The sequence below is a fragment of the Shinella lacus genome, from assembly GCF_010994755.1.
Taxonomy (GTDB): domain Bacteria; phylum Pseudomonadota; class Alphaproteobacteria; order Rhizobiales; family Rhizobiaceae; genus Shinella; species Shinella lacus.
Window position 1 is genome coordinate 85,547 of sequence record NZ_WHSB02000006.1, and the last position, 20,040, is coordinate 105,586.

22 protein-coding genes are annotated in these 20,040 nt (G+C 64.4%); 10 read left to right on the forward strand and 12 right to left on the reverse strand.

The features are described 5' to 3' along the window. The first annotated feature begins 207 nt into the window (after positions 1-207). A complete protein-coding gene (locus GB927_RS17355) occupies positions 208-1,203 on the forward strand; it encodes an MBL fold metallo-hydrolase (RefSeq protein WP_256118453.1) in 996 nt (331 codons plus the stop codon). 110 nt (positions 1,204-1,313) lie between these two features. On the opposite strand, the gene GB927_RS17360 is transcribed toward GB927_RS17355, so the two are convergent. Next, positions 1,314-1,625 carry a DUF1476 domain-containing protein gene (locus GB927_RS17360; protein ID WP_256118454.1) on the reverse strand — a complete coding sequence of 104 codons (312 nt, stop codon included), beginning with the start codon at positions 1,623-1,625 and terminating at the stop codon, positions 1,314-1,316. A 282-nt stretch (positions 1,626-1,907) separates the two neighbouring features. Between GB927_RS17360 and guaB the strand changes: the two genes are divergently transcribed. The 5 genes from guaB to GB927_RS17385 all read left to right on the forward strand — a co-directional run bounded on the left by guaB (position 1,908) and on the right by GB927_RS17385 (position 5,899). Further along, complete coding sequence (gene guaB / locus GB927_RS17365; protein ID WP_256118455.1) at positions 1,908-3,404, forward strand: IMP dehydrogenase; 1,497 nt, start codon at positions 1,908-1,910, stop codon at positions 3,402-3,404. Between the two features lie 125 nt (positions 3,405-3,529). Further along, positions 3,530-3,889, forward strand: coding sequence for a hypothetical protein (locus tag GB927_RS17370; RefSeq protein ID WP_305111764.1), 360 nt, complete (start codon positions 3,530-3,532; stop codon positions 3,887-3,889). A gap of 99 nt (positions 3,890-3,988) precedes the next feature. Then, positions 3,989-4,408: an MAPEG family protein gene (locus tag GB927_RS17375; RefSeq protein ID WP_256118456.1), complete on the forward strand. Its 420-nt coding sequence runs from the start codon at positions 3,989-3,991 to the stop codon at positions 4,406-4,408. A gap of 82 nt (positions 4,409-4,490) precedes the next feature. Continuing rightward, on the forward strand, positions 4,491-5,366 hold the full coding sequence (locus GB927_RS17380) for a dienelactone hydrolase family protein (RefSeq protein WP_256118457.1): 876 nt from the start codon (positions 4,491-4,493) through the stop codon (positions 5,364-5,366). Between the two features lie 176 nt (positions 5,367-5,542). Next, entirely contained in the window at positions 5,543-5,899 is a 357-nt protein-coding gene (locus GB927_RS17385; RefSeq protein ID WP_256118458.1) for a hypothetical protein, read from the forward strand. A gap of 65 nt (positions 5,900-5,964) precedes the next feature. Here GB927_RS17385 and GB927_RS17390 read toward each other — a convergent pair whose 3' ends face one another. The 3 genes from GB927_RS17390 to GB927_RS17400 are packed head-to-tail and all read right to left on the reverse strand — an operon-like array spanning position 5,965 to position 7,766. Next, entirely contained in the window at positions 5,965-6,537 is a 573-nt protein-coding gene (locus GB927_RS17390; RefSeq protein ID WP_256118459.1) for a GNAT family N-acetyltransferase, read from the reverse strand. After that, a complete protein-coding gene (locus GB927_RS17395) occupies positions 6,531-7,484 on the reverse strand; it encodes a LysR substrate-binding domain-containing protein (protein ID WP_256118460.1) in 954 nt (317 codons plus the stop codon). Before GB927_RS17395 ends, GB927_RS17390 begins: the two co-directional genes overlap by 7 nt. A 33-nt stretch (positions 7,485-7,517) precedes the next feature. Then, entirely contained in the window at positions 7,518-7,766 is a 249-nt protein-coding gene (locus tag GB927_RS17400) for a hypothetical protein (RefSeq protein ID WP_256118461.1), read from the reverse strand. Here GB927_RS17400 and GB927_RS17405 point away from each other — a divergent pair. Beyond that, positions 7,765-8,061 (forward strand): DUF1127 domain-containing protein, encoded by a 297-nt coding sequence (locus GB927_RS17405; RefSeq protein WP_256118462.1) that lies wholly within the window; start codon positions 7,765-7,767, stop codon positions 8,059-8,061. The genes GB927_RS17400 and GB927_RS17405 overlap by 2 nt on opposite strands. A 135-nt stretch (positions 8,062-8,196) precedes the next feature. Here the strand turns inward: GB927_RS17405 and GB927_RS17410 are convergent, their stop codons facing one another. From GB927_RS17410 to GB927_RS17435, 6 genes are all read right to left on the reverse strand, one after another. Beyond that, positions 8,197-9,039: a DUF937 domain-containing protein gene (locus tag GB927_RS17410; RefSeq protein WP_256118463.1), complete on the reverse strand. Its 843-nt coding sequence runs from the start codon at positions 9,037-9,039 to the stop codon at positions 8,197-8,199. 86 nt (positions 9,040-9,125) lie between these two features. Continuing rightward, on the reverse strand, positions 9,126-10,499 hold the full coding sequence (locus GB927_RS17415; protein ID WP_256118464.1) for a glutamate--cysteine ligase: 1,374 nt from the start codon (positions 10,497-10,499) through the stop codon (positions 9,126-9,128). A gap of 136 nt (positions 10,500-10,635) precedes the next feature. Then, positions 10,636-11,373: a 16S rRNA (uracil(1498)-N(3))-methyltransferase gene (locus tag GB927_RS17420; protein WP_256118465.1), complete on the reverse strand. Its 738-nt coding sequence runs from the start codon at positions 11,371-11,373 to the stop codon at positions 10,636-10,638. Positions 11,374-11,383: 10 nt separating this feature from the next. After that, the gene (locus tag GB927_RS17425) at positions 11,384-12,886 is read right to left on the reverse strand and encodes an inorganic phosphate transporter (protein ID WP_256118466.1); all 1,503 of its coding nucleotides are present in this window, start codon (positions 12,884-12,886) and stop codon (positions 11,384-11,386) included. A 69-nt stretch (positions 12,887-12,955) separates the two neighbouring features. Beyond that, the gene (locus tag GB927_RS17430) at positions 12,956-13,468 is read right to left on the reverse strand and encodes an NUDIX hydrolase (protein ID WP_256118738.1); all 513 of its coding nucleotides are present in this window, start codon (positions 13,466-13,468) and stop codon (positions 12,956-12,958) included. A gap of 81 nt (positions 13,469-13,549) precedes the next feature. Then, positions 13,550-14,344, reverse strand: a complete 795-nt coding sequence (locus tag GB927_RS17435; protein ID WP_256118467.1) for a FadR/GntR family transcriptional regulator — start codon at positions 14,342-14,344, stop codon at positions 13,550-13,552. Between the two features lie 198 nt (positions 14,345-14,542). On the opposite strand from GB927_RS17435, the gene GB927_RS17440 reads away from it, so the two are divergent. After that, positions 14,543-15,820 carry a DUF3422 family protein gene (locus GB927_RS17440; protein WP_256118468.1) on the forward strand — a complete coding sequence of 426 codons (1,278 nt, stop codon included), beginning with the start codon at positions 14,543-14,545 and terminating at the stop codon, positions 15,818-15,820. Between the two features lies 1 nt (position 15,821). Here GB927_RS17440 and GB927_RS17445 read toward each other — a convergent pair whose 3' ends face one another. After that, positions 15,822-16,328: a hypothetical protein gene (locus GB927_RS17445; RefSeq protein ID WP_256118469.1), complete on the reverse strand. Its 507-nt coding sequence runs from the start codon at positions 16,326-16,328 to the stop codon at positions 15,822-15,824. 60 nt (positions 16,329-16,388) lie between these two features. Further along, entirely contained in the window at positions 16,389-17,285 is an 897-nt protein-coding gene (locus tag GB927_RS17450) for a LysR family transcriptional regulator (protein WP_256118470.1), read from the reverse strand. 107 nt (positions 17,286-17,392) lie between these two features. Here GB927_RS17450 and GB927_RS17455 point away from each other — a divergent pair, with 107 nt between their 5' ends. Both GB927_RS17455 and GB927_RS17460 read left to right on the forward strand, forming a co-directional pair. Then, the gene (locus tag GB927_RS17455; RefSeq protein WP_256118471.1) at positions 17,393-18,829 is read left to right on the forward strand and encodes an FAD-linked oxidase C-terminal domain-containing protein; all 1,437 of its coding nucleotides are present in this window, start codon (positions 17,393-17,395) and stop codon (positions 18,827-18,829) included. Next, positions 18,826-20,040 (forward strand): FAD-binding protein, encoded by a 1,215-nt coding sequence (locus GB927_RS17460; RefSeq protein WP_256118472.1) that lies wholly within the window; start codon positions 18,826-18,828, stop codon positions 20,038-20,040. The genes GB927_RS17455 and GB927_RS17460 overlap by 4 nt, the downstream gene beginning before the upstream one ends.

A 20,040-nucleotide genomic window follows, 5' to 3' on the forward strand; every position in this document is an offset into this window, starting at 1 on the left:
GGTTCGAGGCCCTCGTGCAGGCCCGTCCGTCTTCTGCGCCCCTTGTTGCCGTCTGTCAAATCGCTCGCTTCACAAGGCCGTGATGGGGCGTGCCCGGATCGTGACAGCGCCCTAGATGGACGCATGTCATCTTCATGCCGATGCCGTGCCCTACAACCGGCCATGCAGATTTTTCACGAACAGCTTTTCACAAAAAGAGGACGCTCCATGGGAGACACTTCGACAATTTCGCGCCGCTCCTTGTTTCTGGCCGCCGGCGTCAGCACATTGGCTGCACCGCTGCTGCTCAACCGTGCAACAGCCTTCGCCCAATCCGACACGGACGCCACCGACATGAGAGTAAGCCCCCTCGAAACACGCAGCTTCAAGCTCGGCAGCTTCCGCGTGCTCGTCGTGCGCGACGGCATGCGCCCCTCCGGCGCGCCGAACGAAACCTTCGGCATCAACCAGTCGGCCGATGCCGTGGGCGCGCTGCTGGCGGAGAACTTCCTGCCGGCCGACCGCTTCGTCAACAGCTTCGCGCCGACGCTGGTCGATACCGGCAGCGAAGTCGTGCTGTTCGATACGGGCATGGGCGAGGGCGGCCGGGAGGCCGGCATGGGGCGCCTGCTCGAAGGCTTGAAATATGCCGGCTACACGCCGGACCAGGTTTCCGTGGTGGTGATCACCCACATGCATGGCGACCATATTGGCGGGCTGATGGAGGACGGCAAGCCGGCCTTCCCGAATGCGCGCTATGTCGCCGGTCGCACGGAATATGATTTCTGGGTCAATCCCGAGCGCATGGGCACGCCGGCCGAGCAGGGCCACCAGGGCGTGCTCGCCAAGGTGCAGCCGCTCGCCGAAAAGCTCACCTTCATCGAGGATGGCGGCGCGGTCGTGCCCGGCATCACAGGCCTCGATGCCTTCGGCCATTCGCCTGGCCACATGATCTTCCGCGTCGAATCGGAGGGCAGGGCGATCATCCTGACGGCCGACACGGCGAACCACTACGTGCTGTCGCTCCAGCGGCCGGACTGGGAAGTGCGTTTCGACATGGACAAGGCGCAGGCGGCGGCCACCCGCAAGAAGGTGTTCGACATGATCGCAACCGACAAGCTCGCCTTCATCGGCTACCACATGCCGTTCCCGGCAGCCGGTTTCGTCGAGAAGGCCGGCGAGGGCTACCGCTTCGTGCCTGTCAGCTACCAGTTCGATATCTGATTTATTCTCGCAATTCCGAACGCAAAACCGCTTCACACTTTTGCTGGAATTGCTTTTGAGTCAAAACGGCCCGCCTCATCATGGGCGGGCCGTCTCGTCAAAAAAACCGGTCAGTAGCCGCCGCGCATCTCGCGGGCTACATCCTTCAGCATCACGACCATGCGGTCGCGCAATTCTTCGTCGGGACAGTTGACGCCCGCCGAGCGCAAGTCTGCGCGAATACGGTTGAAGGCGCCGTCGGGTGCTGCGACATCGGCCACGGCCAGTTCGCGGGCATATTGCTCACCATCGGGACGGCGCATGGTATTGGCGGCCCAAAGGCCGATGAGAGCATTGCGGCGGGCCTGAGCCTTGAACTGAAATTCCTGCTGGTAGGCGAATTCGTCTTCGAGTGCGCGTGCTCTCTTCTTCAGTGCAGACATTGTTATTCCCCGTTTTCTCTGGTTGTTTCTTGCTGTTGGCCTTTCTGTCCTGGCCACGAAAACGGTTATACATGCGAAGATTTAAAAGAACGCCAGCAGGCACGGCTAAAAAATCGTCAACGCGGCAATGCGGGCCACGGGGCCGCTTTTGCTATTCCCAACCCGTCATGAACGTGTTACCAGCCCTCGCCAACTTCCAAGAATTTCTTGCAAGCGACCGAGGCGGACAACTCCCAATGTTCCCCTTGGTGCGTAAGCTTTACCCTTAAAGGAACTTGGCCCATGGCGCGCATCATAGAAACCGCAACCGGTCTCGAAGCTCTCACTTTCGACGACGTTCTCCTGCAGCCCGGTCACTCCGAGGTCATGCCGGGCCAGACGAACATCGCGACCCGCATCGCCCACGATTTCGAGCTCAACCTGCCGATCCTCTCTTCCGCGATGGATACCGTGACGGAAAGCCGTCTCGCCATCGCCATGGCGCAGGCCGGCGGCCTCGGCGTCATCCACCGCAATCTGACGCCCGCCGAACAGGCCGAGGAAGTTCGCCAGGTCAAGAAGTTCGAAAGCGGCATGGTCGTCAATCCGGTGACGATCGGCCCCGACGCCACGCTCGCCGACGCGCTGTCGCTGATGAAGGCGCATGGCATTTCCGGCATCCCGGTCGTCGAAAACGGCGGCAACGGCAAGGCCGGCCGCCTCGTCGGCATCCTGACCAACCGCGACGTGCGCTTCGCCTCCGATCCGAACCAGAAGATCTACGAACTGATGACCCGTGAGAACCTCATCACGGTGAAGGAAAGCGTCGACCAGCAGGAGGCAAAACGCCTGCTGCACTCGCACCGCATCGAGAAGCTGCTGGTCGTCGACGGCGACGGCCGCTGCGTCGGCCTCATCACGGTCAAGGACATCGAGAAGTCGCAGCTCAACCCCAATGCCTCGAAGGATGCGCAGGGTCGCCTGCGCGCCGCCGCCGCCATCTCCGTCGGCGACGATGGTTTCGAGCGCGCCGAGCGCCTCATCGATGCCGGCGTCGACCTCATCGTGGTGGACACCGCGCACGGCCATTCGCAGCGCGTCCTCGACGCCGTCGGCCGCGTGAAGAAACTGTCGAACTCGGTGCGCATCATGGCCGGCAACGTCGCGACGTCGAGCGGCACCAAGGCGCTGATCGATGCCGGCGCCGACGCCGTCAAGGTCGGCATCGGCCCGGGCTCGATCTGCACAACCCGCATCGTCGCCGGCGTCGGCGTGCCGCAGCTCGCCGCCATCATGGCCTCGGTCGAGGCGGCACATGCCCAGGACATTCCGGTCATCGCCGACGGCGGCATCAAGTTCTCCGGCGACCTCGCGAAGGCGATCGCCGCCGGCTCCTCGGCCGTCATGATCGGCTCGCTGCTCGCCGGTACGGATGAAAGCCCGGGCGAAGTGTTCCTCTACCAGGGCCGTTCCTTCAAGGCCTATCGCGGCATGGGCTCCGTCGGCGCCATGGCGCGCGGCTCGGCAGACCGCTACTTCCAGGCGGAAGTGCGCGACACGCTGAAGCTGGTGCCGGAAGGCATCGAAGGCCAGGTGCCTTACAAGGGCCCGGTCTCGGGCGTGCTGCACCAGCTCGCCGGCGGCCTCAAGGCCTCGATGGGCTATGTCGGCGGCCACGACATCAAGGACTACCAGGAGAAGGCGACCTTCGTGCGCATCTCCGGCGCGGGCCTTCGTGAAAGCCACGCTCATGACGTGACGATCACCCGCGAAAGCCCGAATTATCCAGGCGCCGTCTGATTGTTCGGCATCTGCTCATAAGCCTGAAAATGCCCGGCCTTGCCGGGCATTTCCGTCTTCACGGACTTGTGATTCCTGCTAGGATCGGGCACCGGCAATCTCGCCGGCTTCATCTGGGGGACATCATGAAGAAGATACTGGCTGGCGCCCTTCTGGGCCTTGCGCTGGTCGCGCCTGCACACGCGCAGACGGTCAATGCCGGCACCTACAATGTGGAAGGCACCAACCTCGACGGCTCCGCCTATAACGGAACGGCGACGATCGAGCTGACGAGCGAAACGACCTGCTCGATCGAATGGCATACCGGCTCGACCACCTCGAACGGCATCTGCATGCTCTACGGTGACGCCTTCGCTGCCGGCTACGTGCTCGGCGATGCCGTCGGCCTCATCGTCTATAACGTCCAGGGCGACGGGTCGCTGCACGGCGCCTGGACGATCAGCGGACAGGACGGCTCCGGCACGGAAGTCCTGACCCCGCAATAACACGCTTTCCCCTTCGGCTTGTCGCAATGGCCCTTTCCGGTTGAGGCTTCGGCCGGAAACCCCTATGCATCGGTCGCAACGACAAGCCGAAGGATCCTCATGTCTCCCACGGAAGCCACGATCTGGCCGATGATCGCGCATGTCGCGCTCGTCTTCTGCCTCTATTTGCTGCTCTCGCTCCGCCGCGTCAGCGCCGTCAAGGAGGGGCGCGCGAGTGTCTCCCAGTTCCGCGAGAACCGCGAGGAGCCGGCCGAAAGCCTCATCGTCAAGAACTGCCTCGCCAACCAGTTCGAGCTGCCCGTGCTGTTCTACGCGGTCAGCATCCTGCTCTATCTCGTCGATGCCGATAATCCGGTGACGGTGGCGGGCGGCTGGCTGTTCGTGGCGCTGCGCTATGCGCATGCCTATGTGCATGTCACCAGCAACCGCATCCGCTACCGCCGGCCGCTGTTCATCGCGGGCCTCGCGGTCGTCGGCCTGCTGTGGATCTGGCTTGCCACCTGGCTTGCCTTGACCTGACCCTACGGTAACGCAGTTGTGTTCCGCGGCAGCGCCTCGGCGGCCTATCTTATCTTCCGAAAAGTCAACCGGAGGATCCGCCATGGACAAGCCGAAGATCACGCAGGCAATGATCAATGCCTATGACGAATATACCCATCTGACGCTCGACCGCCGCCGCTTCATGGAACGCCTGACGGCGCTTGCGGGCTCGGGCGCTGCCGCAGCCGCCATCGCGCCGCTGCTTGCGGCCAATTCGGCAAGCGCCGAGATGATCGCCGCGGACGACCAGCGCCTCACCGCCAAGGATGTCGTCTATGGCGGCAGCAGCGGCGAGATGAAGGGCTATGTCGTGCGCCCGACGGAGGCCACAGGCCCGCTCGGCAGCGTCATCGTCATCCACGAGAACCGTGGCCTCAACGCCCATACCCGCGATGTCGCGCGCCGCATGGCGCTCGAAGGGTTCATCGCGCTCGCCCCGGATTTCCTGTCGCCGTCGGGCGGCACGCCGGACAACGAGGACCAGGCGCGCGAACTGATCGGCAAGCTCGATCCGGCGGTGACGGTGGCCAATGCCGAGGCGAGCCTGAAATTCCTCGCCGAACTCGAGGGCGCCAGCGGCAATGTCGGCGCGATCGGCTTCTGCTGGGGCGGCGGCCTCGTCAACCGCTTCGCCACCAAGTCGCCGGAGTTGAAGGCCGGTGTCGCCTATTACGGCGCGCAGCCGCCGGCGGAAGATGTGCCGGCAATAAAGGCAGCGATGATGATGCACTATGCCGGGCTCGACGAGCGCATCAATGCCGGCATCGATGCCTATCGCGCGGCGCTGGAAGCGGGTGGCAAGACCTTCGAGATCCATATGTATGACGGCGTCAACCACGCCTTCAACAACGACACCTCTGCCGCCCGCTACGACAAGGCGGCGGCCGACCTCGCCTGGCAGCGCACGGTGGACTTCCTGAAGAAGAATCTCGCCTGAGGGTTGCTCGCCTCGAATAAAGCAAATAACTGATCCGTTTGAGAAAACGGGGCCAGGCTCTAGCGAGTCAGGCCCCGTTTCTTTAGGGGCAACAGAACCATCGCGCGCATGCGGCCAAGCAAAAGATTGCGGCATCAGGTCAGCGATTTCATCATCACTCGAACAGGATCATTCCCGTGAAGTTTATCGCTACCAAATCGATCGCCGTGCTTGCAGCGGCGGCGCTGTTCATCTCTGCGCCGGTCGCCTTCGCCGCCGGCATGAAATTCGATATCAAGAACGACTCCGGCTACATCATCGACGGTTTCTACACCGGCGAGGGTGGCGAATGGAGCGCCAACTGGATGAACTTCAAGCTCAGCGCCAACGAGACGGCGAACATGGAGTTCAACTACGATGGCCCCTGCGACATCGAATTCTACGTGACCTGGGAAGCCGAGGACGGCTCCAGCATCAAGGGTGACGAGACGACGATCAACATCTGCGAGGCCAGCACCATCTATTTCGATGGCAAGGAAGCCACCTACGACTGATCGCTCGCGCATGGTGAGGAACGGCAGCCCCGGTGAGGCAACGCACCGGGGCTTTTTCTTGGGGTTTATTCGTTGATGGTGAGCCGCATGGCGCAGCGCGTGTCGCGCGCCAGCCCGTGTTCGGCCTCCAGGGCGAGCAAGTTGTCGAGGCGCGGCGAAAGATCGGCCTCGTCCAGCGTGCGGAAACCGAGCCGCTGGTAATAGGGGCAGTTCCAGGGGATGGTGCGGAAGGTGGTGAGCGTTACGGCGGCCAGCCCGCGCGCGGCGGCCTCGTCGATGGCGCGCCGGATCAGCTTGCGGCCGATGCCGAAACCTTGGTGCAGGTGGTCGACGGAAATCTCTTCGATATGCAGCTCGCCATCGGCCACCTCCGCGCTCAGAAAACCGACGGGATAGTCGCCGTCGGCCGCGGCCACGAAGTTCGTTCCCTGCGCGATCATCGCCTCGTGACGCTCGGCGCTTTGCACCTCGCCGACGGCGAGCCACGAGAAGGCCTCGATCAGCTTGAAAGCCTGCGCGGCGGAACGTTCGATCTGGCGGAGCGTCTCGACTTCATCTGCGCGGGCAAGCCGGATCGTCACCTTCGACGGCCCGGCCTTGCCAGCGGGAATGCCGTCGAGCGGGAGCTGCGTCACCATCCGGGCAGGATATTGCCCTGCCGAGCCCGCGGCATGCGCGGAAACACCTTCACTTCGGCTTCCGGCAGGTCGTCTGCGGCCGAAAGCGGGGTGATGTTATCGAGACAGGCGGTGATATGGCTGGTGATGGCATTGGAGAGCGAGGGCGAGAGGCCCGGCCGCCGCATGATGCCGATCTGCACCGGTGCAAGCGGCGGGAAGCCATCCGCCTGCGTCAGCACCTTCATGCCGGGGCGCAGCGCCGATTCCGGCAGCACGGAGACCGCCATGCCCGCCATGACGGCGGCGGCGACGACGGTCGACGACCAGCTGGTGAACAGGACCTGGTAATCGCGCCCGACGGAATCGAGCGCCGCGCAGGCAATCTGCCGCCACTGGCAGTCCCGCCGGCCGACAGCGAGCGGCACCGGCGCATTTTCCGGCAGCGGATGGTTGGCCGACATCACCCAGCAGAGCGGCTCGGTGCGCACCACGTCCGACTGACGCTGGCGCGGATTGTGGGTGACGAGCGCGATGTCGAGCTCGCCCTTGGCCATCTTTTCAGCAAGGTCCACCGAGGGTTCGCAGACGATGTAGAGCTCGACATTCGGATGCGTCTTGGCGAACCGCATGATGATCTCGGGCATGTAGCGGTCGGCATAGTCGTCTGGCGTGCCGATGCGCAGCATGCCTTCCAGGCGGTTGTCGTCGAAGGCGGCAATGGCCTCGTTGTTGAGGCGCAGCATGCGGCGCGCGAAGTTGAGCAGCCGGTCGCCTTCCGCCGTCAGCCGGTTGCCGCGGCCGTCCTTCATGAAGAGCTGCTTGCCGATGCGTTCTTCGAGACGCCGCATCTGCATGGACACGGCCGACTGCGTCTTGAAGACCCGCTCGGCGGCGCGGGTGAAGCTTCCGGTATCGGCAATCGCCACGAAAGTCTGGAGCTGGTCGATGTCTAAGGGAGCGGACATGGATACACCCATAAGATTGTTTGATTGATACTATTAGAAACATTCGTTGGACTGATCAATGGCTTTCTGCGAAAAAGCAATTGTTGAACGATTGACGCCGTAGCCGATCAGTCGCTTGGCAGGATCTGCCGCTTTCGCCACGACCTCCCGGCAAAGGGCTCTTCTTGGAAACCGAATATTTGAACCGCCGCCCGGCCCCTGCTGGCGGTGAACGATCACAGGCGCCGCGCGAAACCCCATTGAAGGACGATGGATCGCCGAGCCGGAAAGGAGAAATGCCATGCGCATGATCGACCGCAGACTGGAAATCGATATTCTCGCAACGCGCCGTCAGGCCCCGAGCGTCCTCGTCCGTGTCCGCAATGCCGCCTACAGCTTTGCTCGCGCCTGGCAGAATCGCCGCGTGATCAACCGGTTGAGCGAACTCGACGACCACCAGCTCCTCGACATGGGGCTGCGCCGCAGCGACGTCCGGGAGGTCATGACCTCCTCGTTCTTCTCCGATGCCGGCCTCTACCTGACGATCGCGGCGCGCGAGCGCGCCCGCCGTCACCTGCGCAATGGCCGCATGGATTGATTTCCCTTGGTGTCGTCCCCGCTCCCGGGACGGCGCCGCACTTCCCCGCAGGGTGAGAGCCAATAACCCTGCCGCTTGCCCGGCGTGCGACTCCCAAGGTCCGCGTCGGGCTTTTTCAATTTTACCGCCGAAATGTCAGGGCTTCTTGCCGCCGTCCGTGTCCATGCCGTTGCGCATGGTCTCGAAGATCGACTCGATGTTGCGCTGGTAATCCTTCTGCATGTCGAGGCCGGCATCGAACATCGTGTTGACGAAGCTCGTCAGCGAATCCGCCGGCGAGGCGGCCGGTTCGCTCGGCTTGGCGGTCGCCGCCTGCTGGCCGCCCATGTTCGCCATCATGTCCTGGAACGCCTTGGCGAAAGGATTGTCGGTGAAGGGGTTGGCGGCCGGCGCGTCCTTCTTCGGGCCGCCGCCGAAGAATTCCTGCGCGGCCTGGGTGAAGGGATTGTCGAAGGGGTTGGCCGGCGTCGGCTTCTTGGCGAAACCCGTCGCTTCCGCCCATTGCTGCATCATGTCGGCAAAGGGATTGGCCTGCGTCGTGCCGCCGGGCATGAAGGGCGCGAAGGACTGCTTGAAGATGCCGCCCATCAGCGTGCTCGCCATCACGGGCAGCATCTGCTTGTAGATTTCCTGGCCAATTCCGGTCATCTGCGCGGCCTGCGCCGCGATGGCGCGCGACACGTCCTTGTTGCCGAAGAGGTGGCCGAGAATGCCGTTGCCCTCGGCCATGCCCTGCGGCGTGAAGGCCTTGCTGACATCCTCGAAATATTTGGCGTGCTCGCCGGAGGTCACCGCCGTCATGAAGGCGGCGAGATCGTAGGGATTGGCGGCGTTGCGCTTGAACCCTTCGGAAAAGGCCGGCATCAGCGCGGCGACGGCTTTCGCCGCCTGTTCCTGCGCCAGCCCGAACTGCCGCGCCATGATCTCCACGGCATTGCCGTTCTGCGCCTGCATCATCATGTCGTAGAGCGAAAGCATGGGCGGACCCCTTCCCGTTAGCAGGCATGTCCCTGCACTATAACGGGAATTTCGGCCGCGCAAACCGCTTTTTCAGGACGCAGGGCTCAGTACTGGTAGTCGGTGAAGACCGGCTCGACCGAGCCGTTCCAGCGGCCGTTGTAGAGCGCCAGCATGTCTTCCGCGAGCGTGGCCTTCTTCGCCAGCACCTCGTCGAGGGGCGCGAGGAAGATCGTCTCGTCGACGCCGTCGCCATTGAGGCGGGCGCGGGCCTTCAGACCCTGCCGGGAAATCGACACGACTTCGCGCGCGACATCGAGCAGCGGCTTGCCGCGGAAATCGGCCCGGAGGCCCTGCGCCGGCACCGCATCGCGCAGCGCCTGGACTTCGTCCACCGTCCAGTCGCGGGTGAGCGCCTCGGCGGCATCGAGCGCGCCGTCGTCATAGAGCAGGCCGACCCAGAAGGCGGGCAGCGCACAGATGCGCCGCCACGGGCCGCCATCGGCGCCGCGCATTTCGAGGAAGCGCTTCAGGCGCACGTCGGGGAAGAGCGTCGAGAGGTGGTTGGTCCAGTCGCCGAGGTTCGGCTCCCAGTCGGCAAGCTCGCCCTTCAGCGCGCCGGCCATGAACTGGCGGAAGGTGATATGCGTGCAGTCGTGGTACTTGCCGTCGCGCACAACGAAATACATCGGCACGTCGAGCGCCCATTCCACATAATCGATAAAGCCGAAATCCGGCTTGAAGGCGAAGGGGATGAGGCCGGCGCGGTTGTTGTCCGTGTCGCGCCAGATGTCGCCGCGCCAGGAAAGCAGGCCGTTCGGCTTGCCCTCGGTGAAGGGCGAGGATGCGAAGAGGGCGGTCGCCATCGATTGCAGCTTCAGCGATACCTGCATCTTGCGGCGCATGTCGACCTCGGAGGAGAAGTCGAGGTTCACCTGGATGGTACAGGTGCGGTACATCATGTCGAGACCCTGGCTGCCGACCTTCGGCATGTAGCGGGTCATGATGTCGTAGCGGCTTTTGGGCATGCGCGGCGTCTCGGCCGCCGTCCATTTCGGGCTGCCGCCCATGCCGAGGAAGCGGATGCCGAGCGGCTCGGCGATCTCGCGCAAGGTCGCCAAGTGCTGGTTCGATTCCTTGCAGGTCTGGTGCAGGTTTTCCAGCGGCGCGCCGGACAGCTCGAACTGGCCGCCGGGCTCCAGCGAGATCGCGCCCATGCCGGTGGGTTCGGCAAGGCCGATGATGTTGCCGGCATCGACGATCGGCTCCCAGCCGGTCTTGGCCTGCATGCCGTTCAGGAGCGCCGAAATGCTGGCCTCACCGAAATAGGGCACCGGACTGTTGTCGGCCGTAAAGAAGACGAATTTCTCATGCTCGGTGCCGATACGGAACTTCTCCTTCGGCTTGTTGCCGTCGGCGAGGTATTCCGCCATGTCTTGAACGGTGCGGACCGGCGTCTGGTCGGTGGTATCACGGGCCATGGGCGTCTTCTTCTGAGTGGATGCGCCCGGCGGAGCCGCTGGGCATAGGAGGGTGCTTGGACCGGAATTAGATGCGGTGCAAGCGAATTCCTTTCAAGGCAGATTCAAAAAAACCCAATCGACTTTTCGGCCGAATTTAGCTCCAGTCGCCGATCGCCGCCTGGATGACGGCCATCGCCGCGACGGCCGCGGTGTCGGCGCGCAGGATGCGGGGGCCGAGCGGAATGGCCGTCACGAAATCGAGGCTGCGCAGGATCGCGCGCTCCTCATCGGAAAATCCGCCCTCCGGGCCGACCAGCAAGGCGAGCTTGCGCTCCTCGATCGCCTGCAGCGCCGGCAGCGGGTTCTGGCTGCCATGGCTCTCGTCGCAGAAGATGATGCGGCGCTCCCGCGGCCAGTTGGCGAGGAGATCGTCGAGCTTGCGGGGCGCGGCGACGGTGGGGATCGCCAGGATGCCGCACTGTTCGGCCGCCTCGACCGCATTGGCCTCCAGCCGCTCGATGCTGGTGATCTTGCCCTGCACATGCTGGGTCATGACGGGCTGGAGCACGCCGGCGCCCATTTCCACGGCCTTCTGCACGAGATAATCCAGCCGGCCGACCTTCAGGGGGGCGAAGAGATAGTGCAAATCCGACGGTGCCGGTTGCGGGCGGGTCTGCTCGACGGGGATCAGCAGCAGGCGCTTGCGCGTCGGCAGCGAAAGGGTCGCCTGCCACTCGCCGTCGCGCCCGTTGAACAGCAGCACGGCATCGCCATCCGCCATGCGCAGCACGTTGCTCAGATAGTGAAAATGCTCCTTCGACGCCTCGATGGCATGGCCTGAAACGAGGGCGTCGCCGATGAAAAGGCGCTGCATCCGGTAATTGGCACGCATGGCTTGTCTCTCAAGTAAAGAGCGCGTTGAACACGAGGAAGACGATGGCCGACAGGATGGCCGAGACCGGCAGCGTCACGATCCAGGCCGAAACGATCGTCATGAAATGCGAACGGCGCACGAGATAGCGCCGGCGCGTCTCGTCGGGATTGGCCGTCGGCTCTTCCGGCGCGATGCCGTTGCCGCGGTTGCGGATATAGTCGATGCGGCGCTGCGAATTGCGCGTGTACCATTCACGAAACAGCCCGACCCCGAAGACCGCGCCGACGGCGATATGGGTCGAGGAGACCGGAATGGCGAAGGCCGAGGCGGTGAGCACGGCGACGGCCGAGGAGAGGGCCACGCAGAAGGCCCGCATCGGGTTGAGCTTGGTGATCTCGTTGCCGACGATGCGGATGAGGCGCGGGCCGAAAAGCAGCAGGCCGAGCGAAATGCCGAAGGCGCCGATCACCATCACCCAGAGCGGGATCACGTTCTGGCCGTCGGCGGTACTCGCGCGCAAAGCCGAAACAACGCCATAGAGCGGCCCGACGGCGTTCGACACGTCGTTGGCGCCATGGGCGAAGGAGAGAAGTGCTGCCGAACAGATCAGCGGAATGCGAAAGAGCGTGCGCAGCGACTGGTTGCGGTTGTCGAGGCCTTCCGCATGGCGGCGGATGATCGGCCGTGTGACGACATAGGTGACGATGCCGAAGACGAGGCCGACGACGAGCGCCCGGCCGATCGGCACATAATAGAAGCCGTTGGTGCCGCCATTGGCGATGAAGGCAGCAAAGGCGCCAGCCATCACGCCGACGAGCACGGGAACCCAGGTCTTGGCCGCGGCGATCTTGTCCTCGCGGTAGATGATGAATTCCTTGATGAAATAGAGAAACATCGCCGCGATGACGCCGCCGAGGATCGGAGAGACGGTCCAGCTCACCACGATGACGGCGATCGCGTCCCATTGCACGCTGTGGAAGCCGCTCGCCGCCGCACCCGCGCCAATCACGCCGCCGATGATGGAGTGGGTGGTGGAGATCGGCGCATTGGCGAGCGTCGCGATGTTGATCCAGAGTGCAGCGGAGACCAGCGCCGCCATCATCGCCCAGGCGAAAACCTCTGGGCTCGGGAAGATGGCGGGATCGACGATGCCGGAGGCGACTGTCGCGGCCACGCCCTGGCCAGCCAGAAGCGCGCCCGCAATCTCGAAGATGGCGGCGATGACGAGTGCCATGCCCATGGTCATGGCGCGCGCGCCGACGGCGGCGCCCACATTGTTCGTCACGTCGTTCGCGCCGATGTTCATGGCCATGTAGGCGGCAAGGGCGGCGGTGACTGCAATCACCAGCACGCCCGGCGTGCCGGTGGCGAAACTGTCGGCGACGGCCATGGTGATCAGCAGGAAGACCAGCGAAATGCCCACACCCGTCCAGGACTTCAGCACGAAGTGCGTCGCCTGTTCCGTGAAGGTGAATTTTTCGAGATCCTTGTCCAGCGTGGGCTTGCCGCGCTGGACCTGTGAATTGGCCATTCAAACTGCTCCGTTTTGCCCAGACGCACTATCGCTTCAAGGCATCGGCGGCAATATGGCAATGATGGATCAGGCGCCCGTCGTGCCGTTTTTCGGCTTGGGCGCGAGCTCGGCGAGCATCTTTTCCTCGAAGGCGAGGAGGAGGCTCTTCAGGCCCGGTTCCTGCACGCGGTTTGCCGCTTCCGTGCAATCGACCCATTCGGCGCGCCGCTCGCCCTTTTCCGGAAAGTTCTTGCAGATGTCGTCGACAGCGAGCGCGAAGACGCGCACCCGGCAATCGACCTTCAGGCCTTCCGGCAAACCCTTCATGTAGTGATAGCTGCCGATCGGCTCCTCGGCGACCTTGCCCTTCACGCCGGCCTCTTCCCAGGCCTCGCGCGCGGCTGCCCCGGCGGCACTCTTGCCGTCCATCGGCCAGCCCTTGGGGATAACCCACCGACCGGTGTCGCGGCTGGTGATGAGAAGAACCTCGACGCCCGAACGCTTCTTCTTCACGCGGTAGCACAGCGCACCATATTGCTCCCGGACGGGCCGACGGAACATGAGATGGACGTCGCTGACGATGCGGTCGAGAATGTTCAAGGTCTTCCTGATTCCTTTCATGGGAAACGGCTCATTGAGTCGTTATATTCTATAATGCTTGCGCGAGATTTACGGCGCAAGTCAGGCCTGTGGAGAATGGCCTCGCTTTTGCATGCGCAGTTGTGAAATCCTTTGCCATTCGCCGCTGCGTTCGGCATCGCGGATTGCGACAGCAATATAGTCCATATGCGCCTGTGCGGCATTTCTTGCTGCATTTCCGTCACCCGCCATGATGGCCGCGTAGATCGCCTCGTGCTGGGCGAGCAGCTGCCCGCGTGCCTCTTCGGACGAGAAAACGAGGTGACGGTGGAAAAAGATCCCTTGCGCCAGCAGCCGGTAGCAGGCGCGCAGCGTGTGCAGCAGCACGATGTTATGCGCGGCCTCGCCGATGGCGTTGTGCAGCTCGACATCGGTTTCAAGTTCGGCATCGAAGGAGCCGGTCGCATGCGCCGCGCGCATCGCCTCCATGATGCGCGTCAGCATCTGCCGGTCGTAGGCGGTGGCGCGGCGGGCGGCGAGTTCGGCGGTGATGCCTTCGAGCTCGCGGCGGTATTCGATATAGTCCTCCGTCGCCCGCTGGTGGCGGGCGATGAGATCGACGACGGGACGCGAAAAGACCTGGCCGATAATATCGGCCACATAGGTGCCGCCGCCATGCTGGCTGACGAGCAGCCCGCGGTTCTCCAACTCCTTCAGGGCCTCGCGCAGGATGGGCCGCGACACGTCGAGGCGCTTGGAAAGCTCGCGCTCGCCGGGCAGCCGATCACCGTCGCGCAGAATGCCTTCGAGCAGCAACAGCTCGATCTGCCGCACGACCTCGTCGGCGGTGCGGCTGTGGCTGATGCGGGCAAAAAGGTCGAAGGCGGTGTCGGTCACGGCCGCGATAGTATCAACGCGGCCGAAAACTGGTCAACAATCTTGTCCAGTCCAAAGCAATTCCAGGAAAAGTGGGAACCGGTTTTCCGTCCGGAATTGCGCAACGCTTGAGTCTTCAGCCTGCGTCAATGCGTCCTATCTTCCGGTCCCTGACATTTGTTAAGAAAGAACTGTTGCACATGAGGGGACGGTGCAGACATGGCAAATGGCAGCTTCGCCTTTCCGCAGGCGACCGCGCGTGCGCAGGCGCTCGGGGAAATTCACGCAAGACCATACGCGCTGGTGCCGGTGCCGCGCGTCATCTTCCAGCTCGCCTTCCTGACGGAGGGCGGCTCGGCGGTCGATCACGCCGTGATGGCGGAGCTTTCGCGTTCGCGCGGCATCTCGCCGCCGGGGCGTGATTCCAGCCACCATGCGCTGAGCTGGGGGCAGGGCACGCTGCGCTGGGAGCGGCACACGGAATTCTCGACCTATTTCTGGGATGGTCCGGTGCCGGACAAGTTCGGCGCCGAGGTGGCGGTGCATCCGTTCGGCGACAGCTTTTCGCCGCCCGGCACGCTGATCTCCGGTATCCGGCTGGAAATCCGGCCCGATTCGCCGGAAACGCGAGAGGCTATTGCCAGTTTCGACCCGACGAGCCTCTGTTATAGCGAGATCAAGAACGGCCAGGCGATGATCCTGACCGACTTTCGCCAGAACGGCGACGGGCTGACACAGATCCTCGTCATCGACCGCGGCATGAACGAGGCCGGGCGCGGCGCGGTCGTGCAGCGCCTGCTCGATATCGAGACCTATCGCACGCTCGCCATGATGGGCCTTCCGCTCGCCCAGTCGCTCTCGCCGGATATCCGCCGCATCGAGGACGGGCTGACCGGCATCACCAATGCCATGAAGCAGCACGCCCGCGACAAGGCGGACGAGCTGCTCACCGAGATCACCCGCCTTGCCGCAGAGCTGGAGGCCAACGCCGCCCTCAGCCTCTACCGTTTCGGCGCCAGCCGCGCCTATTACGGCATCGTGCAGGAGCGTATCCGCACGCTCGCGGAAACCGCAGTGCCCGGCTACGAAACGCTCGGCTTCTTCCTGGAACGCCGGCTCGCGCCCGCCATGCGCACCTGTCAGTCCGTCGAGGAGCGGCAGGCGAACCTGTCGCGCAAGCTCGCCCGCGCCACCGCGTTGCTCAGAAGCTGGATCGACGTGGAGCTGGAACAGCTCAACACGACGCTGCTCAACTCCATGGACCGCCGCGCGAAACTGCAGCTCCGCCTGCAGCAGACCGTCGAAGGCCTGTCCGTCGCGGCGATCTCCTACTATGTCGTGGGGCTGTTCGGCTACGTGGCGAAGGCGGCGCATGGACTCGGCGTGCCGGTCAAACCGGAAACGCTGACCGGCATCGCAGTGCCCTTCGTCATCGTCGGCATGTGGCTGCTCGTACGCGCCATCCGCCATAAACATGCCGAAGAGGATAAACACTAGCTTAGGTGGAGAGGTCGCACTGGTAGCGCGGTGCGCCCTCGATCACGGCGAAGCCGGTGTCCCAGCCGAAACCGGAATCATCCTGGGCCGCGAGTTTCTTCTGTGCGGCGATGCCGCGCTCCTTGAAGGCGGCTTCCGCTTCCTTCAGGGCCTCCGTCGGGAAGATAACGGCCTGGTAGCTGAAGCCGCTCGCGAGTTCTGTGATATAGATCTCGATCTCCTTGACCGGCACGCCACGCCATGTGCCATCCACCACGGGCAGCGTCACCTGGAGATATTCGTTGTCGGGCTTGACGGTCGGGGCGCCGAAGACCGCCTCGTAACCGGCCGGAAGCGCGATCTCGCCCTCCTTGCGCGCGAAGGCGTAGCTCGACTGGAGCAGGGCGCCGAGCGCATCGCTATAGTCGCAGGCATCGTCGAAACCATCGAGCAATGGATCGAGCGGTTTGGTGAATGCCGCCGTCGGAAGCGTCAGTCCCAATAGGATCACCGTCACCCTGCCGATCATCGCGCGCCCTCCGCTTGAGACCCGCAGCGTAGCGCAAGGTCTTCGCCGCGCCAATTGCGCTTAGCGTTCCCAATAGGGCAGGGGGCCGTAGAGGTCGGCGAGATAGTCGATGAACAGCCGCACCTTGACCGGCAGGAACTGCCGGCTCGGATAGACTGCCGAGAGCACGACATTGCGCGAGCCCTCATAATCCGGCAGCACCTGCTTCAGCTCGCCGCTCTTCAGCGCCAGCCCGACATCCCAGGTGGAGCGCAGCGCGACGCCGAGGCCGGAAAACACCGCCTCGCGCACCACTTCGCTGGAATTGGTGTAGAGCGGCCCCTGCGGGCGATAGTTGACGCTGCCCTCCGGCCCCTCCAGCCGCCAGACATCCTGCGTATGCGGCGGCAGGCAGATATGGTTGCTCAGGTCTTCGAGCGAGGTCGGCATGCCGTGGCGGGCGATGTAATCCGGCGAGGCGCAGAGAACGCGCCGGACCGAGGCCAGCCTGCGCGCGACGAGCGAGGAATCCGACAGTTCGCCGATGCGGATGGCGAGGTCAAACCCGCCGCCGACGATATCGGAAAAATCGTCGGTCAGCATCAGGTTGACGATGAGCTCCGGATAGGTGTCCATAAAGCCCTTGAGATTGGGCGCGATATGCATGCGGCCGAAGGAGGTGGGCGCGGAAATGCGGAGCGTGCCGCGCACGGCGCCGGAGCGGCCGGAGACGAAGGCCTCCGCCTCCTCGATGCCGGCGAGAATGCCGACGATGCGGTCATAAAAACCCTGGCCGGCCTCGGTGAGCGAAATCTGCCGCGTGGTGCGCTGGAAGAGCCTTGTGCCGAGGCGTTCTTCCAGTCTTTTCACACGCTTGGAGACCACGGCCGGCGACAGTCCCAAGGCCCGCCCCGCGGCCGACATGCTGCCCATTGCAATGACGCGGGAGAAGATTTCGAGGTCGCCGAGATTGGTCATTCCATCGCATTCCATTGTTGCCGAAGCGGAGAAAATGCTTAGCATTTGCGCCTTGCAATAGGAAGTGGTAAAGAAAACAGACCACTTGACGCGAAGGGGGGTGAAGCATGGATCAGATCGGGTTTCTGGAGCCGCGGCCGGCGGTGATTGCCCGCCGCCGGGAGATCGTCGCCGATCTCCTCGATCTGTTGCCGCCAGGTTGCCTCGTGCATGAGCCGCGCGAGCTCGTGCCCTTCGAGACGGACGCCTTCGTTTCCTATCGCCGCCTGCCGCTCGCCGTTGCGCTCCCGGAAACGACGGCGCAGGTCGCCGCAGTGCTGAAATATTGCAACCGCTACGGCGTGCCCGTCGTGCCGCGCGGTGCAGGCACCTCGCTCTCCGGCGGCGCCATCCCGCAGGAGGATGCCGTCGTCATCGGCCTTTCCAAGATGTCGCGCATTCTGGAGGTCGATTACGCCAACCGCACGGCGACCGTGCAGGCCGGCGTCACCAATCTCAACATTTCCGATGCCGTCTCCGCCGATGGCTATTTCTACGCGCCCGATCCGAGCTCCCAGCTCGCCTGCACGATCGGCGGCAATATCGGCATGAATTCCGGCGGCGCGCACTGTCTGAAATACGGCGTCACCACCAACAACCTGCTCGGCGCCAAGCTCGTGCTGATCGACGGCACGATCGTCGATCTCGGCGGCAAGGGGCTCGATGCCGGCGGGCTCGATCTGCTCGGCCTCGTCTGCGGCGGCGAGGGCCAACTCGGCATCGTCACCGAGGCGACGGTGCGGCTGATCGCCAAGCCCGAAGGCGCGCGCCCCGTGCTCTTCGGCTTCGACACGTCGGAGGAGGCGGGCGCCTGCGTGGCCGACGTCATCGGTGCCGGCATCATCCCCGTCGCCATCGAGTTCATGGACAAGCCGGCCATCGAGATCTGCGAGGCCTTTGCGCATGCCGGCTATCCGATGGATGTCGAGGCACTGCTGATCGTCGAGGTCGAGGGCTCCGAGGCGGAGATGGACGCGATGCTTGCCAGCATCATCGAGATCGCCGGCCGCCACGGCGTGAAGGTCGTCAAGGAAAGCCAGTCGGCGACGGAAGCGGCCCTCATCTGGAAGGGCCGCAAATCCGCCTTCGGCGCCACCGGCCGCATCGCCGACTATATCTGCATGGACGGCACCGTGCCGCTCGGCCAGTTGCCGCATGTGCTGCGCGGCACGGCGGAGATCGTCGCGAAATACGGGTTGCGCGTCGCCAACGTCTTCCATGCCGGCGATGGCAACATGCATCCGCTGATCCTCTTCAACGCCAACGACCCGGAGGATGCCGCACGCGCCGAGGCCGCCGGCAACGATATCCTGCGGCTCTGCGTCGATGCCGGCGGGTGCCTGACCGGCGAACATGGTGTGGGCATCGAGAAGCGCGACCTGATGCGCCATCAATATGCCGAAGTCGACCTCGACCAGCAGATGGCCGTGCGCGCCGCCTTCGATGCGCAATGGCTGCTCAACCCGTCAAAAGTCTTCCCGCTCGAAGGGCGCCCCGCCGCATGACGCCGATCCACGAACCGCTCTCCGAAGAGGCCGCCGCCCGCCTCGTCCAGGTTGCCGCCCTGTCGCGGTCGTCGCTTGCCATCCGCGGCGGCGGCACGCGGGGCCTCAACGCTGCACCCGATGGTGCCGACATCCTTTCCACCCGCGGCCTTACCGGCATCGTCGCCTATAACCCGGCGGAGATGACCATGACCGCCCGAGCCGGCACGCCGCTGGAGGTGGTGGAGGCCGCGCTTACCGAAAACCGCCAGATGCTCGCCTTCGAACCCTGCGACCTGCGCGGGGCGCTGGGCTCCTCCGGCATCCCCACCATCGGCGGCGTCTTCGCCACCAATGCCTCCGGTCCGCGCCGTTTCGTCGCCGGTGCCGCGCGTGACAGCCTGCTCGGCGTGCGTTTCGTCAATGGCAAGGGCGAGGTGGTGAAGGCCGGCGGCCGGGTGATGAAGAACGTCACCGGCCTCGATCTCGCAAAGGTGCTCGCCGGCTCGCACGGCTCGCTGGCGCTGATGACGGAAGTCACCTTCCGCGTCCTGCCGGTGCCGGAAACCGCCGTCACCATCGTCGTCTCGAACCTCAACGACGCCGAAGCCGTCGCGGCCATGGCGACCGCCATGTCGATGTCGGTGGAAGTCTCCGGTGCTGCCCACCTGCCGGAAAGCGTGCGCGGCCGTTTCGCCGGCGGCGTCCTGCCGGATGGCGCGGCAACCGTGCTTCGCCTCGAAGGCCTCGCCGCCTCCGTCGCCGTGCGGGCGGAAAAATTGGCCGCTACCATGGCCAGCTTCGGCCCCGTCGCGCGCCTTGATGCCGACCTCACCGCCCGGCTCTGGCGCGAAGTCCGCGATGCCGCGCCCTATGCCGACGGCACTCCACGCCCGCTCTGGCGCGTCTCCGTCGCCCCCACCGCCGGCCACCAGCTTGTCGCGGCGCTGCGCCTCGAAACCGGCGTCGACGCTTATTACGACTGGCAGGGTGGCCTCGTCTGGCTGCGCATGGAAGCCGACCCGGAGGCCGCTCTGCTGCGCCGCTACGTCAAGGCGATTGGCGGCGGGCATGCGACTTTGCTGCGCGCCCGGCCGGAGGTGATGGCCGCGACGGAAACGTTCGAGCCGCAGGCCGATGCGGTCGCGGCACTCTCGGCGCGCGTCAAGGCGAGCTTCGATCCGGCCGGCCTCTACGTCTCTCCCCTGATCGACCGCAAACAGGGGGCATGA

Coding starts and splice junctions, on each gene's coding strand:
- GB927_RS17460 (WP_256118472.1), top strand. CDS start 18,826: ATGACGCCGATCCACGAACCGCTCTCCGAAGAGGCCGCCGCCCGCCTC.
- GB927_RS17410 (WP_256118463.1), bottom strand. CDS start 9,039: ATGCTTTCGCTCTACGACATGATGATGCAGGCGCAGAACGGCAATGCC.
- GB927_RS17415 (WP_256118464.1), bottom strand. CDS start 10,499: ATGGCCCGTGATACCACCGACCAGACGCCGGTCCGCACCGTTCAAGAC.
- guaB (WP_256118455.1), top strand. CDS start 1,908: ATGGCGCGCATCATAGAAACCGCAACCGGTCTCGAAGCTCTCACTTTC.
- GB927_RS17445 (WP_256118469.1), bottom strand. CDS start 16,328: ATGATCGGCAGGGTGACGGTGATCCTATTGGGACTGACGCTTCCGACG.
- GB927_RS17395 (WP_256118460.1), bottom strand. CDS start 7,484: ATGTCCGCTCCCTTAGACATCGACCAGCTCCAGACTTTCGTGGCGATT.
- GB927_RS17455 (WP_256118471.1), top strand. CDS start 17,393: ATGGATCAGATCGGGTTTCTGGAGCCGCGGCCGGCGGTGATTGCCCGC.
- GB927_RS17370 (WP_305111764.1), top strand. CDS start 3,530: ATGAAGAAGATACTGGCTGGCGCCCTTCTGGGCCTTGCGCTGGTCGCG.
- GB927_RS17400 (WP_256118461.1), bottom strand. CDS start 7,766: ATGGCATTTCTCCTTTCCGGCTCGGCGATCCATCGTCCTTCAATGGGG.
- GB927_RS17425 (WP_256118466.1), bottom strand. CDS start 12,886: ATGGCCAATTCACAGGTCCAGCGCGGCAAGCCCACGCTGGACAAGGAT.
- GB927_RS17440 (WP_256118468.1), top strand. CDS start 14,543: ATGGCAAATGGCAGCTTCGCCTTTCCGCAGGCGACCGCGCGTGCGCAG.
- GB927_RS17360 (WP_256118454.1), bottom strand. CDS start 1,625: ATGTCTGCACTGAAGAAGAGAGCACGCGCACTCGAAGACGAATTCGCC.
- GB927_RS17355 (WP_256118453.1), top strand. CDS start 208: ATGGGAGACACTTCGACAATTTCGCGCCGCTCCTTGTTTCTGGCCGCC.
- GB927_RS17405 (WP_256118462.1), top strand. CDS start 7,765: ATGCGCATGATCGACCGCAGACTGGAAATCGATATTCTCGCAACGCGC.
- GB927_RS17420 (WP_256118465.1), bottom strand. CDS start 11,373: ATGCGTGCCAATTACCGGATGCAGCGCCTTTTCATCGGCGACGCCCTC.
- GB927_RS17450 (WP_256118470.1), bottom strand. CDS start 17,285: ATGACCAATCTCGGCGACCTCGAAATCTTCTCCCGCGTCATTGCAATG.
- GB927_RS17375 (WP_256118456.1), top strand. CDS start 3,989: ATGTCTCCCACGGAAGCCACGATCTGGCCGATGATCGCGCATGTCGCG.
- GB927_RS17390 (WP_256118459.1), bottom strand. CDS start 6,537: ATGGTGACGCAGCTCCCGCTCGACGGCATTCCCGCTGGCAAGGCCGGG.
- GB927_RS17380 (WP_256118457.1), top strand. CDS start 4,491: ATGGACAAGCCGAAGATCACGCAGGCAATGATCAATGCCTATGACGAA.